This is a genomic window from Arthrobacter sp. 2RAF22 (assembly GCF_052115325.1).
Classification (GTDB): Bacteria; Actinomycetota; Actinomycetes; order Actinomycetales; family Micrococcaceae; genus Arthrobacter.
Map to the genome: position 1 here is coordinate 564,695 of NZ_JBFRGL010000001.1, position 14,419 is coordinate 579,113.

The 14,419-nt window shown below is 62.1% G+C and carries 9 protein-coding genes; 2 read left to right on the top strand and 7 right to left on the bottom strand.

The features are described 5' to 3' along the window. Positions 1 to 167: 167 nt before the first annotated feature. The 5 genes from fusA to rpoB all read right to left on the bottom strand — a co-directional run bounded on the left by fusA (position 168) and on the right by rpoB (position 11,086). The gene (gene fusA, locus AB4068_RS02600) at positions 168 to 2,282 is read right to left on the bottom strand and encodes an elongation factor G (protein ID WP_059387356.1); all 2,115 of its coding nucleotides are present in this window, start codon (positions 2,280 to 2,282) and stop codon (positions 168 to 170) included. Positions 2,283 to 2,350: 68 nt separating this feature from the next. Beyond that, the gene (gene rpsG / locus AB4068_RS02605) at positions 2,351 to 2,821 is read right to left on the bottom strand and encodes a 30S ribosomal protein S7 (RefSeq protein WP_059387355.1); all 471 of its coding nucleotides are present in this window, start codon (positions 2,819 to 2,821) and stop codon (positions 2,351 to 2,353) included. A 1-nt stretch (position 2,822) separates the two neighbouring features. Continuing rightward, positions 2,823 to 3,197, bottom strand: a complete 375-nt coding sequence (gene rpsL / locus AB4068_RS02610; protein ID WP_009358312.1) for a 30S ribosomal protein S12 — start codon at positions 3,195 to 3,197, stop codon at positions 2,823 to 2,825. Between the two features lie 379 nt (positions 3,198 to 3,576). After that, the gene (locus tag AB4068_RS02615) at positions 3,577 to 7,476 is read right to left on the bottom strand and encodes a DNA-directed RNA polymerase subunit beta' (protein ID WP_284755100.1); all 3,900 of its coding nucleotides are present in this window, start codon (positions 7,474 to 7,476) and stop codon (positions 3,577 to 3,579) included. Between the two features lie 103 nt (positions 7,477 to 7,579). Continuing rightward, positions 7,580 to 11,086: a DNA-directed RNA polymerase subunit beta gene (rpoB, locus tag AB4068_RS02620; protein WP_441432578.1), complete on the bottom strand. Its 3,507-nt coding sequence runs from the start codon at positions 11,084 to 11,086 to the stop codon at positions 7,580 to 7,582. A gap of 410 nt (positions 11,087 to 11,496) precedes the next feature. Here rpoB and AB4068_RS02625 point away from each other — a divergent pair, with 410 nt between their 5' ends. Both AB4068_RS02625 and AB4068_RS02630 read left to right on the top strand, forming a co-directional pair. After that, positions 11,497 to 12,708 (top strand): acetyl-CoA C-acetyltransferase, encoded by a 1,212-nt coding sequence (locus tag AB4068_RS02625; protein WP_306958978.1) that lies wholly within the window; start codon positions 11,497 to 11,499, stop codon positions 12,706 to 12,708. A gap of 51 nt (positions 12,709 to 12,759) precedes the next feature. After that, a complete protein-coding gene (locus tag AB4068_RS02630) occupies positions 12,760 to 13,227 on the top strand; it encodes an aminoacyl-tRNA deacylase (protein ID WP_441432579.1) in 468 nt (155 codons plus the stop codon). 131 nt (positions 13,228 to 13,358) lie between these two features. Here AB4068_RS02630 and rplL read toward each other — a convergent pair whose 3' ends face one another. Continuing rightward, positions 13,359 to 13,736 carry a 50S ribosomal protein L7/L12 gene (gene rplL / locus AB4068_RS02635; protein WP_059387353.1) on the bottom strand — a complete coding sequence of 126 codons (378 nt, stop codon included), beginning with the start codon at positions 13,734 to 13,736 and terminating at the stop codon, positions 13,359 to 13,361. A 75-nt stretch (positions 13,737 to 13,811) separates the two neighbouring features. Beyond that, on the bottom strand, positions 13,812 to 14,405 hold the full coding sequence (gene rplJ, locus AB4068_RS02640; RefSeq protein WP_441432580.1) for a 50S ribosomal protein L10: 594 nt from the start codon (positions 14,403 to 14,405) through the stop codon (positions 13,812 to 13,814). Positions 14,406 to 14,419: the final 14 nt, after the last annotated feature.

The window sequence follows — 14,419 nt, forward strand, 5'->3', positions numbered from 1 at the left end:
AAGTCTACTTGGGGGCTTTGGATTTGGTGAAATTGCAGATTCAGGGACCAATGTTGGTACCTGGAGTCTGTTCGCGCAAGGACCGGACTGCGGCCTGGGCTACAGCCCGGCGCCTGCGCTGAATGCTTTCCCGGAACGGGCCAACATCCTGGTTTATCCGTCGGTGATTACTCGCCGCGGTTCTTCTGGATGATCTCGTCGGCAACTGCCTTCGGGACCTCGGCGTAGCTGTTGAACGTCATGGAGTACACAGCACGGCCCTGGGTCTTCGAACGCAGGTCACCGATGTAGCCGAACATGCCGGACAGCGGAACGTGCGCACGGATCACCTTGACGCCAGCGGCGTCTTCCATGGACTGCATCTGGCCACGGCGGGAGTTCAGGTCACCGATTACTTCACCCATGTATTCCTCAGGGGTGCGGACCTCAACATCCATCAGCGGTTCGAGCAGAACCGGGTTCGCCTTGCGTGCGGCTTCCTTGAAAGCCATACGGCCGGCGATCTTGAACGCCATTTCCGAGGAGTCAACATCGTGGTACGCGCCGTCAATCAGCGTGGCCTTGATGCCGACAACCGGGTAGCCTGCCAGAACGCCGTCGTTGAGCGCATCCTGGATGCCCGCGTCAACGGACGGGATGTACTCGCGGGGCACGCGGCCACCGGTGACCTTGTTCTCGAACGCGTAGAGCTCGCCGTCGGCGGTGTCCATCGGCTCGATAGCGATCTGGATCTTTGCGAACTGACCCGAACCACCGGTCTGCTTCTTGTGCGTGTAGTCGTGACGCTCTACAGCGCGCTTGATGGTTTCGCGGTAAGCAACCTGCGGCTTGCCGACGTTTGCCTCGACCTTGAATTCGCGGCGCATGCGGTCCACCAGGATGTCCAGGTGGAGCTCGCCCATGCCGGCGATGATGGTCTGACCGGTGTCTTCGTTGAGGGAGACCTGGAAGGTCGGGTCCTCAGCGGAGAGCTTCTGGATGGCCGTGGAGAGCTTCTCCTGGTCACCCTTGGTGTTCGGCTCGATGGCAACCGAGATCACGGGCTCCGGGAAGCTCATGGACTCGAGGACGATCTGGTTGTTGGCGTCGCACAGGGTGTCGCCCGTGGTGGTGTCCTTCAGACCGATTGCTGCGTAGATGTGGCCCGCGGTAGCGCCTTCAACAGGCATTTCCTTGTTGGCGTGCATCTGGAACAGCTTGCCGATGCGCTCCTTCTTGCCCTTGGTGGAGTTGACCACCTGGGCGCCTGCTTCCACGTGACCGGAGTACACGCGGATGAAGGTGAGCTGACCGAAGAACGGGTGCGCCGCAATCTTGAACGCGAGGGCCGAGAACGGCTCCTCGGCGGAAGGCTTGCGGGTGAGCTCCTTCTCTTCGTCGCGCGGGTCGTGACCGACCATGGGCGGGACGTCGAGCGGGTTCGGCAGGAAGTCAACAACAGCATCCAGCATCGGCTGTACGCCGCGGTTCTTGAAGGCAGAACCACAGAGAACCGGGTAGAGCTCGGAGTTGATGGTCATCTTGCGGATGCCGGCCTTGAGCTCCTCGACAGTGAGTTCTTCACCGTCGAGGTACTTCTCCATGAGTTCCTCGGAAGCCTCGGCAACAGTCTCAACGAGCTGTGCACGGTATTCCTCAGCCTTGGCCTGGAGATCGGCGGGGATCTCCTGGACCTCGTACTTGGCACCCATGGTGACGTCACCCTTGGCATCGCCCGGCCACACCAGTGCGCGCATCTCAAGGAGATCCACGACGCCGATGAAGTCGTTCTCTGCACCGATGGGCAGCTGGAGAACCAGCGGCTTGGCGCCGAGGCGGCTGATGATGGTGTCTACGGTGAAGTAGAAGTCAGCGCCGAGCTTGTCCATCTTGTTGACGAAGCAGATACGCGGCACGTTGTACTTGTCGGCCTGGCGCCAAACAGTCTCGGACTGCGGCTCAACGCCTTCCTTGCCATCGAAGACAGCAACGGCGCCGTCGAGGACGCGCAGCGAGCGCTCGACCTCAACCGTGAAGTCCACGTGGCCCGGGGTGTCAATGATGTTGATCTGGTTCTTGTCCCAGAAGCAGGTCACGGCGGCAGACGTGATGGTGATGCCGCGTTCCTTTTCCTGTTCCATCCAGTCAGTCGTCGAAGCACCGTCGTGCGTTTCGCCGATCTTGTGGTTCACACCCGTGTAGAACAGGATGCGCTCGGTGGTGGTGGTCTTGCCGGCATCGATGTGGGCCATGATGCCGATGTTGCGGACCTTGCTAAGGTCGGTAAGCACGTCCTGTGCCACGGTGTCTCCCTTTCGGATGGACTACACGTTCGCCGCCAGCTCAGGGAGCCGGCGGCGTACGGGAAGTTTTACCAGCGGTAGTGTGCGAAGGCCTTGTTCGACTCGGCCATCTTGTGGGTGTCTTCGCGACGCTTCACAGCGGCACCGAGACCGTTGGACGCATCCAGGATTTCGTTCTGGAGGCGCTCGGTCATCGTCTTCTCGCGGCGGGCCTTGGAGTAGCCAACCAGCCAGCGGAGAGCGAGGGCGGTGGAGCGGCCCGGCTTGACCTCAACGGGAACCTGGTAGGTTGCGCCACCGACACGGCGGGAGCGGACCTCGAGGGAAGGCTTGACGTTGTCCATGGCCTTCTTGAGGGCGGCGACGGGGTCGCCACCGGACTTGGCGCGTGCACCTTCGAGTGCGCCGTAAACGATGCGCTCTGCGGTGGACTTCTTGCCGTCGATCAGAACCTTGTTGATCAGCTGGGTGACCAACGGGGAACCGTAAACGGGATCGGAAACTAGCGGCCGCTTCGGGGCCGGACCCTTGCGAGGCATATTACTTCTTCTCCATCTTTGCGCCGTAGCGGCTGCGGGCCTGCTTGCGGTTCTTGACACCCTGGGTATCGAGGGCACCACGGACGATCTTGTAACGGACACCCGGAAGGTCCTTCACACGACCACCACGGACCAGCACGATGGAGTGCTCCTGGAGGTTGTGGCCAACACCGGGGATGTAGGCGGTAACTTCAACGCCACCGTTGAGGCGGACACGAGCAACCTTACGGAGAGCCGAGTTCGGCTTCTTCGGGGTGGTCGTGTAAACGCGGGTGCAAACACCGCGGCGCATCGGGCTGCCCTTAAGCGCGGGAGCCTTGGTCTTGGAGACCTTCGGCGTGCGGCCCTTGCGGACCAGCTGGTTAATCGTAGGCACTTTCGTGTTCTCCGTTGGTTGATCTCTGCTCCGCGCCCAGGCGTTGGCCTGTGTTTGCGTGAGAGCTTTGGCGTTGTCCATGCGACCCTGGCCCGAAGACCGGTGGGCGTGCAAAAGTGCGGCATTCGTTGCGCACGTAGCCCGCAACCCGGAAACAGGCTCCACCCAACATCATGAGAACAAAACCGAAATGATGCTGCGGCGGCCTTCATCCACTGCCACACAGAACAATTACCAGAATTCTAGCATGGCTTGATCTGAGGCCTTAATCGGGTGTAGAGGGGTGAACCACGACGGCGGGTGCCGGCCGCCGTCGTCGGGCGCTTAACGGGAAGGACCCCGCACTCAGTGAGTACGGGGTCCTTGCGTTTCAGACTTCTCAGCGGAAGTCGTTGCCGAGATCGTAGTCATCCAGCGGGATGGCGTGGAACTCGGGAGCTCCGTCGCCGCCCAGGGCGTCATACGAGAAGTCGGTGAAGGCGCTGGGGCCCGTGAACAGGCTTGCCTTTGCTTCTTCAGTCGGCTCCACGGTGACCTCGGTGTAACGGGGCAAACCCGTACCGGCCGGGATGAGCTTACCGATGATGACGTTCTCCTTGAGGCCGAGCAACGGGTCGCTCTTGCCTTCCATGGCCGCCTGCGTCAGAACGCGGGTGGTCTCCTGGAAGGAAGCGGCCGACAGCCAGGACTCAGTTGCCAGAGATGCCTTGGTGATACCCATCAGTTCCGGACGGCCGGAAGCCGGGGTACGGCCTTCGGACACCACGCGACGGTTCTCGTCTTCGAAGCGGCTGCGCTCAGCGAGCTCGCCCGGAAGCAGATCGGAGTCGCCGGATTCGATGACGGTCACGCGGCGCAGCATCTGACGGACGATGACTTCCACGTGCTTGTCGTGGATGCCGATGCCCTGGCTGCGGTAAACGCCCTGGACCTCGTCCACCAGGAACTTCTGGGCGGCACGCGGACCCATGATGCGCAGAACCTGCTTCGGGTCCACAGGACCGTTGATCAGCTTCTGGCCGACGCTGACGTGCTCGCCATCCTCGATGAGGAGGCGGGAACGGCGCAGCACCGGGTAGGCGATCTCCTCGGAACCATCGTCCGGGGTGATGATGAGGCGCATCTGGCGCTCGGACTCTTCGATGGCGATGCGGCCGGCTGCTTCAGCAATCGGTGCAACACCCTTCGGAGTACGGGCTTCGAAGAGCTCCTGGATACGGGGCAGACCCTGGGTGATGTCGTCGCCACCGCTGGCGGAAACAGCACCACCGGTGTGGAACGTACGCATGGTCAGCTGGGTACCGGGTTCACCGATGGACTGTGCGGCGATGATGCCGACGGCCTCTCCGATGTCCACGGTCTTGCCAGTGGCCAGCGAACGGCCGTAGCAGAGCGCACAGGTACCGACCTTGGACTCACACGTGAGCACGGAACGGACCTTGACCTCGGTGATGCCGGCTGCGAGCAGCTCGGCAATGACGACGTCGCCGCAGTCGGTGCCGGCAGCTGCCAGCACAGCACCCTTGGAGTCGACGACGTCGACGGCGAGGGTACGTGCGTAGGCGCTGTTCTCGACGTTCTCGTCAAGGACCAGCTCACCGTTGGAGTCCGGCACGGCGATTGCGGTCATGAGACCACGCTCGGTGCCACAGTCCTCTTCACGGACGATGACGTCCTGCGAAACGTCCACCAGACGACGGGTCAGGTAACCCGAGTTGGCGGTACGCAGCGCGGTGTCGGCCAGACCCTTACGGGCACCGTGCGTGGCGATGAAGTATTCCAGCACCGACAGGCCCTCGCGGTACGAGGACTTGATCGGACGCGGGATGATCTCACCCTTCGGGTTGGCCACAAGACCACGGATACCCGCGATCTGGCGGACCTGCATCCAGTTACCACGTGCACCGGAGGACACCATGCGGTTGATGGTGTTCATCGGGGACAGGCTGTCACGCATCGCCTGGGCGATTTCGTTGGTGGCCTTGTTCCAGATCTCGATCAGTTCCTGGCGACGCTCGTCGTCGTCGATCAGGCCCTTGTCGTACTGGCCCTGGATCTTGGCAGCCATGGTCTCGTAACCGGCAAGGATGGCCGGCTTGGAGGTGGGCACCTCGATGTCGGAGATTGCCACGGTGACGCCCGAGCGGGTTGCCCAGTAGAAACCGGCGTCCTTCAGGTTGTCCAGCGTTGCAGCCGTGACAACCTTCGGGTAGCGCTCTGCGAGGTCGTTGACGATACGGGAAAGCTCGCCCTTGTCGGCAACAGCCTCAACCCACGGGTAGTCCTCCGGCAGGGTCTCGTTGAAGAGAACCTGGCCGAGGGAGGTCTGGACCAGTGCGGTCTGACCCGGCTCCCAACCTTCCGGAGCTTCCCAGCCGGCGTAAGGCACAAAGCCCTCAAGGCGGATCTTGACCTGGGAGTTCAGGTGCAGCTCGCGGGCATCGTAGGCCATGATGGCTTCCGAAACCGAGGAGAAGATACGGCCTTCGCCTGCGGAACCAACGCGCTTGGTGGTCAGGTGGTACAGACCGATGATCATGTCCTGCGAAGGCAAGGTCACCGGACGGCCATCTGACGGCTTCAAGATGTTGTTGGAGGACAGCATCAGGATCCGGGCTTCAGCCTGCGCTTCGGGGCTCAGCGGCAGGTGGACTGCCATCTGGTCACCGTCGAAGTCGGCGTTGAAGGCGCCACACACCAGCGGGTGAAGCTGGATGGCCTTGCCTTCAACAAGCTGCGGCTCGAATGCCTGGATGCCGAGGCGGTGCAGGGTAGGTGCACGGTTGAGCAGCACCGGGTGTTCGGTGATGATCTCTTCCAGCACGTCCCAGACCTGCGGGCGGTAACGCTCGACCATGCGCTTTGCCGACTTGATGTTCTGCGCGTGGTTGAGGTCAACCAGGCGCTTCATCACGAACGGCTTGAAGAGCTCCAGGGCCATCTGCTTGGGCAGACCACACTGGTGCAGCTTCAGCTGCGGGCCGACGACGATGACCGAACGGCCGGAGTAGTCGACGCGCTTGCCGAGGAGGTTCTGGCGGAAACGGCCCTGCTTGCCCTTGAGCATGTCGCTCAGGGACTTCAGCGGACGGTTGCCCGGACCCGTGACGGGACGGCCGCGACGGCCGTTGTCGAAGAGGCTGTCAACAGCTTCCTGAAGCATGCGCTTCTCGTTGTTGACGATGATCTCCGGAGCGCCGAGGTCAAGCAGTCGCTTGAGTCGGTTGTTGCGGTTGATCACACGGCGGTACAGGTCGTTGAGGTCGGAGGTCGCGAAGCGGCCACCGTCCAGCTGGACCATCGGGCGCAGTTCCGGCGGGATCACCGGGACGGCGTCCAGCACCATGCCAAGCGGGCTGTTGTTGGTGGTCAGGAAAGCGTTGACAACCTTCAGTCGCTTGAGGGCACGCGTCTTGCGCTGGCCCTTGCCGTTCTGGATGGTGTCGCGGAGGGACTCCGACTCTGCCTGCATGTCGAAGTTCTCAAGACGCTTCTTGATGGCTTCGGCACCCATGGAGCCTTCGAAGTACATGCCGTAACGGTCGCGCAGTTCGCGGTACAGGCCTTCGTCACCCTCGAGGTCGGCGACCTTCAGGTTCTTGAAGCGGTCCCAGACCTGCTCGAGGCGCTCGATCTCAGCATCCGCGCGCTTGCGGACGTTGGCCATCTGGCGGTCCGCGGAGTCGCGGGCCTTCTTCTTGTCCGCAGCCTTGGCGCCTTCACCTTCGAGGCGGGCAAGCTCGTCCTCAAGGTCGCGGGCAATCGTGGCGATGTCACTGTCGCGGTTGTCGACGAGCTGCTTCTTCTCGAGGTCGTGCTCCACCTGAAGGTTCGGCAGTTCCGCGTGACGGCTCTCGGTGTCGACGCTCGTAATCATGTAGGCAGCGAAGTAGATGACCTTTTCAAGGTCCTTCGGTGCCAGGTCAAGGAGGTAGCCCAAACGGGAGGGAACACCCTTGAAGTACCAGATGTGCGTGACGGGAGCGGCCAGCTCGATGTGGCCCATGCGCTCGCGGCGCACCTTGGCGCGGGTGACTTCAACGCCACAACGCTCGCAGATGATGCCCTTGAAGCGCACGCGCTTGTACTTGCCGCAGTAGCATTCCCAGTCCCGGGACGGGCCGAAGATCTTCTCGCAGAAGAGGCCGTCCTTCTCGGGCTTGAGCGTGCGGTAGTTGATGGTTTCCGGCTTCTTGACCTCACCGTAAGACCAGCCGCGGATGTCTTCCGCGGTGGCGAGGCCGATCTGCATGAGGCCGAAGGAGGATTCGCTGGACATATGGTCCCTGTTCTCTCTTGTTCTCTAAATTCTGAAGTCTTGGGTTTACGGAAAGAGGCAGCAGCCTTGGCTGGCGGTCTGCACCGCCAGCCAGAGCGGCTGTTTAGACCTCTTCTACGGAGCTGGGCTCTGCGCGAGACAGATCGATGCCCAGTTCTTCCGCAGCCGTAAAGACTGCGTCATCAGAGTCACGCATTTCGATCGTCGTACCATCCGTGGAAAGGACTTCCACGTTCAGGCACAGCGACTGCATTTCCTTGATCAAGACCTTGAAGGATTCCGGAACGCCAGGCTCGGGGATGTTCTCGCCCTTGACGATGGCTTCGTAGACCTTCACGCGGCCGTGGATATCGTCCGACTTGATCGTCAGCAGTTCCTGGAGGGTGTAGGCAGCGCCGTATGCTTCGAGCGCCCACACTTCCATTTCACCGAAGCGCTGGCCACCGAACTGAGCCTTACCACCCAGCGGCTGCTGCGTGATCATGGAGTACGGGCCGGTGGAGCGTGCGTGGATCTTGTCGTCCACCAGGTGGTGGAGCTTCAGGATGTACATGTAGCCCACGGAGATCGGGTCCGGGAACGGCTCGCCGGAGCGGCCGTCGAACAGACGGGTCTTGCCGGAGGAGTCGATCAGGCGGTCGCCGTCGCGGGTCACGTTGGTGGAATCCAGCAGACCTGTGATTTCCTCTTCGCGTGCACCGTCGAACACCGGGGTGGCAACGGTCGTCTGGCCGGTTTCACGAGGCAGGTTCGGGAGGTTCTTGACCCACTCCGGCTCGCCTTCGATCTTCCAACCGGTCTTGGCAACCCATCCAAGGTGCGTTTCGAGCACCTGGCCGACGTTCATACGACCCGGAACACCCAGGGGGTTCAGGACGATGTCCACAGGGGTACCGTCGGCAAGGAACGGCATGTCTTCGATCGGCAGGATCTTGGAGATGACGCCCTTGTTACCGTGGCGGCCGGCGAGCTTGTCGCCGTCGGTGATCTTGCGCTTGGCGGCAACGTAGACGCGGACCAGCTGGTTGACGCCCGGGGGCAGCTCGTCGTCGTTGTCGCGGTCGAAGACGCGCACGCCGATAACCGTGCCGGACTCACCGTGGGGAACCTTCAGGGAGGTGTCACGCACTTCGCGGGACTTCTCGCCGAAGATCGCGCGGAGGAGGCGCTCTTCCGGAGTCAGTTCGGTTTCACCCTTCGGGGTGACCTTTCCGACCAGGATGTCGCCGGCTTCAACCTCGGCACCAATGTGGATGATGCCGCGCTCGTCCAGTCCTGCGAGGACTTCCTCGGACACGTTGGGGATGTCACGGGTGATTTCCTCGGCACCAAGCTTGGTGTCGCGGGCATCGATCTCGTGCTCCTCGATGTGGATGGAGGAAAGGACGTCCTCAGCGACGATGCGCTGCGACAGGATGATGGCGTCCTCGAAGTTGTGGCCTTCCCAGGACATGAATGCCACGAGAAGGTTCTTGCCGAGGGCGAGCTCACCCTGGTCCGTTGCCGGGCCGTCAGCGATGATGCCGCCGACTTCGAGGCGCTGGCCTTCGTTGACCAGGACACGGTGGTTGTAGCAGTTGCCCTGGTTGGAACGGGCGAACTTGTTGATGCGGTAGCTGGTTTCCGTGCCGTCGTTGTTAAGCATGGTGACGAGGTCAGCGGAAACTTCGTTGACGACACCGGCCTTCTTCGCGATGACGACGTCACCGGCGTCGACGGCGGCAGCGCGCTCCATGCCGGTACCCACGAACGGGGCCTCGGAACGGACCAGCGGCACAGCCTGGCGCTGCATGTTGGCACCCATGAGTGCGCGGTTTGCATCGTCATGCTCGAGGAACGGAATCAGGGCGGTAGCTACGGACACCATCTGGCGCGGGGAAACGTCCATGAACTGAACTTCGCCGGCCGGAACCAGAACGGGCTCGCCTCCACCACCACGGGCACGGACAAGCACGGTCTCTTCCGCGAACTTCTTGTCGGCATCCAGCGGTGCGTTGGCCTGTGCAATCAGGACTTCGGCTTCGTCGTCGGCGGTGAGGTACTGGACCTCATCGGAAACGACGCCCTCGGACACCAGGCGGTACGGAGTCTCGATGAAACCGAACGGGTTGATGCGGCCGTAGGAAGCCAGCGAACCGATCAGGCCGATGTTCGGGCCTTCAGGAGTTTCAATGGGGCACATACGTCCGTAGTGGGACGGGTGAACGTCTCGGACTTCCATGCCTGCGCGGTCACGGGACAGACCACCCGGACCAAGGGCCGACAGGCGGCGCTTGTGGGTCAGACCCGACAACGGGTTGTTCTGGTCCATGAACTGCGACAGCTGGGACGTTCCGAAGAACTCCTTGATGGCTGCCACAACGGGGCGGATGTTGATCAGGGTCTGCGGCGTGATCGCTTCGACGTCCTGCGTGGTCATGCGTTCGCGGACGACGCGTTCCATGCGGGAGAGGCCGGTGCGGACCTGGTTTTCGATCAGTTCGCCGACGGCGCGGATGCGACGGTTGCCGAAGTGGTCGATGTCATCGATCTCGACGCGGAGCTCGTGGTCTTCGCCATCGCGCTTGCCCATGAGGGTCTTCTCGCCGGCGTGGAGCGCGACGAGGAACTTGATCATGGCCACGATGTCTTCAACGTGCAGGACCGAAGCTTCCTTGTCGCCAAGGGAGCGGTCGATGCCGAGCTTGCGGTTGATCTTGTAACGGCCAACCTTGGCCAGATCGTAGCGCTTGGCGTTGAAGTACAGGTTGTCCAGCAGGGACTGGGCAGCCTCGACGGTGGGCGGCTCGCCCGGACGCAGCTTGCGGTAGATGTCCAGCAGGGCGTCTTCGCGGGTTTCGGTGGCGTCCTTCTCCAGCGTTGCGCGCATGGAGTCGTACTGGCCGAACTCTTCGAGGATCTGGCCTTCGGTCCAGCCGAGGGCCTTCAGCAGAACGGTGACCGACTGCTTGCGCTTGCGGTCGAGGCGTACGCCGACCTGGTCGCGCTTGTCGATTTCGAGTTCGAACCATGCACCGCGGGACGGGATGATCTTTGCAGTGAAGATGTCCTTGTCACTGGTCTTGTCGGCGGTGCGCTCAAAGTAGGCGCCCGGCGAACGGACCAGCTGGGAGACGACGACACGCTCGGTGCCGTTGACGACGAACGTTCCCTTCTCGGTCATGAGAGGGAAATCGCCCATGAACACGGTCTGCTGCTTGATTTCACCCGTGTTGTTGTTCATGAACTCGGCCTTGACATACAGCGGTGCCGAGTAAGTGGCGTCACGGTCTTTGCATTCGGCCATGGTGTACTTCGGATCAGCGAACTCCGGCTCGGAGAAGCTCAGGGACATGGTGCCCTGGAAGTCCTCGATGGGGGAGATCTCTTCGAAGATGTCGGCAAGTCCGGAGGTGGTGGCGACGCTCAGGTCGCCTTCCTCGACAGCCTTCGCTACCCGCGACTGCCAGCGTTCGTTTCCGACCAGCCAGTCAAAGCTGTCTGTCTGCAGTGCGAGCAGATTCGGAACGTCCAGCGGTTCGTGAATCTTTGCGAATGAGAGCCGGCGAGTTGCACCATCGGTGCTTGCCGTATTAGCGGTTTCGTTATTAGAGGTGCTCGAGGCGACCAAGAGGGATCCTTCCACAGACCTTCAGGCGTTTTCAGATCTCCCCCGCTTGCACCCTGCAGATTGAATCCGCAGTGTACCTTTCCGGTTCCGCTATATGACCCGGGACCCCGGCTGACCAAGACCATGCTCGTTCTTAACGGCACGTCGATGGCGCAGCTGAGAGGTAAAGCCCACCGCTATATGAAGGCTGAAGGTTAACAGGGAAGACGCAAATATCCACAATACGGCAAATCAACCCACCTGTCTACCCCACATCCCGCCTGAATGCAAGCACCGTTGCCGCAGGCACCTATGCGGCAACGGCCTCTTGCTGGCGCGGGCGGAATGTTGATCCAGGCTCCATTGTTGAATGGAGAGGTGATCTACGCCACGGTAACCTAGGCTCACCACCCTTGATCGGAAGAGAGAAAATGGGCACCCCCTCAGACACAACGGACAACAACAACGACGTTGTCATCCTTTCCGCCAGCCGTACCCCACAGGGACGGTTGAACGGGCAACTGGCCGGGCTCACCGCCGTCGAGCTCGGCGCTCACGCCATTTCAGGCGCCATTGCGGCGAGCGGGCTCACCGCGGACAAAGTGGACGCAGTGATCATGGGGCAGGTCCTGCAGGCGGGCGCCGGCCAGAATCCGGCCCGGCAAAGCGCCATCGCCGCTGGCATCGGCTGGAACATCCCCGCCGTCACCATCAACAAGGTCTGCCTCTCCGGACTGACCGCCGTGATCGATGCAGCGCGAATGATCCGCAGTGGCGATGCCGCCGTCGTGGTTGCCGGCGGCCAGGAATCGATGAGCCGCGCTCCGCACTTGCTGCCCGGTTCCCGGCAAGGCTGGAGCTACGGCGCCATCCAGGCCCTCGACGTCGCTGCCCACGACGGGCTCACCGACGCCTTTGATGGCCAGTCAATGGGCCTGTCCACCGAGATCAAGAACCTCTCGCTGGGCATCGACCGCCGGTCCCAAGATGAAGTGGCCGCCGCTTCGCACCAGCGTGCGGCCGCGGCCGCCGAGCAAGGAGTGTTCGACGGCGAGATCACCCCCATCAGCGTCAAGCAGCGCAAGGGAGAACCCTTGGTGCTGACAAGGGACGAAGGCGTCCGCCCGCAGACCACGCTCGAGACCCTGGCCCCCTTGAAGGGCGCCTTTGCCACCGACGGAACCATCACCGCAGGCAACTCCTCTCCCCTGTCCGACGGCGCCTCCGCACTCGTGCTCACGAGCCGCCGCTTCGCCGAGGAGAACGGCCTTGACTACCTTGCCGTCGTCGGCAAGCCCGGCCAGGTGGCGGGACCCGACAACAGCCTGCATTCGCAGCCTTCCAACGCCATACGGCACGCGCTGGACCGTGCTGGGTGGACAACGGCCGACCTGGACTTCATCGAGATCAATGAAGCCTTCGGTTCGGTGGCGGTACAGTCCTTGAAGGACCTGGACTATCCCTTGGAGAAGTGCAATGTGCACGGCGGAGCAATCGCGATTGGACACCCGATCGGTGCCTCAGGAGCGCGGCTGGCCCTCCACGCGGCCCACGAGCTGAAGCGCCGCGGTAAGGGTAAGGCGGCAGTTGCGCTCTGTGGTGGCGGCGGCCAAGGTGAAGCACTGCTTCTCTACCGCGACTAGATATTCGGCGAGTTCGGCGGCGGAGTGGCCGTGAGCGGAAATGGAGCATGAATGCGGGGCACTGAGCGATTCCTGGCTGACGCGGCCGCACGCGGACTCGACGTCCAACTCGTAGAGCGGGCGGCGGCTAGCAGTCTTGAGGAAGCTGCCCGCATCATGGGGATCACACCGGCGGACATCGTGAAGTCCCTTGTGGTCAAACACCGGGACGGCTCGTTCCTGTTCGCGCTGGTTCCGGGTGACCGGCAGATCTCCTGGCCCAAGTTGCGCGCCCTCCTGGGCGTCAACAAGCTGTCGATGCCCTCGGCCGATATCGCTTTCGAGGCAACCGGCTATGAGCGCGGCACCATCACGCCGCTGGGAAGTTCGACGCCCTGGCCGGTCTATGCGGATGCCAGCATCGCCGGACGCAGGATCTCAATGGGCGCAGGCGAACACGGATTCAGCGCCTTCGTGAAGGCCGATTCCCTCACTGAGGCCTTGGGCGCGATCGTAGCCGACATCAGCGACCCCATCTGAGCAACGCGGGGTCACTTACGGCCCATCCGGCAGCACCTAATGGGCCGTAAGTGACCCCGCGTTGCTGTTAAATGCAGGAAAGCCCCGCCCGGACGAATCCGGACGGGGCTTCCTGAAAACGCGAACGCGAGTTACTTGACAGTAACCGTGGCGCCGGCAGCTTCGAGCTGCTCCTTGGCCTTCTCAGCGGCTTCCTTGGTGGCGCCTTCGAGAACAGCCTTCGGTGCACCGTCAACCAGGTCCTTGGCTTCCTTGAGGCCGAGGGAGGTGATGGCGCGAACTTCCTTGATCACTGCGATCTTCTTGTCACCGGCAGCTTCGAGGACGACATCGAATTCAGTCTTCTCTTCGGCCTCTTCAGCAGCAGCGCCACCGGCAGGGCCGGCGACTGCAACAGCAGCAGCGGTAACTTCGAAGGTCTCTTCGAAGAGCTTGACGAACTCGGAGAGCTCGATGATGGTCAGTTCCTTGAAAGCTTCAATGAGCTCTTCGTTGCTGAGCTTCGCCATGTTTGGCGTCCTTCCTATAGGTGGTGCTGCCACGGACGTTGTCCGTTACTGCACCGCAGTTTGAGTGGGGAGAACTTAGTTCTCTTCGGTTGCTGCTTCAGCGGCTTCAGCCGGAGCGGCAGCCTCTTCTGCAGCAGCCTCGGCGGCAGCCGGTGCTTCGTCAGCGGCCGGTGCTACAGCGCCGCCCTCTTCTTCAAGCTTGAGGCGCAGAGCGTCAATGATGCGTGCAGCCGCGGCAGCAGGTGCCTTGAGGATGCCTGCAACCTTGGCGAGCTGCAGCTCACGGGACTCGAGGGCTGCCAGTGCGGCAACCTCTGCTGCGTTCAGTGCCTTGCCTTCGAAGTAGCCGGTCTTGATGACAAGCTGCTTGTTGGCCTTGGCAAAGTCCGTCAGGCTCTTGGCGGCAGCAACCGCGTCACCCTTGATGAATGCGATCGCAGTGGGGCCGGCAAGCTGACCGTCGAATGCTTCGACACCAGCTTCCTTGGCTGCAATGGCGGTCAGGGTGTTCTTGACGACCGAGAACTTGGTGTCCAGGCCGAGAGAAACACGCAGCTGCTTGAGCTGTGCAACAGAGAGCCCGCGGTATTCGGTCAGGACAGCGGCGTTCGATTCCTTGAAATCGTTGGTGATCTCAGCTACTGCGGAGATCTTGCTAGGCGTTGCCATAACCCTCCTTCCGG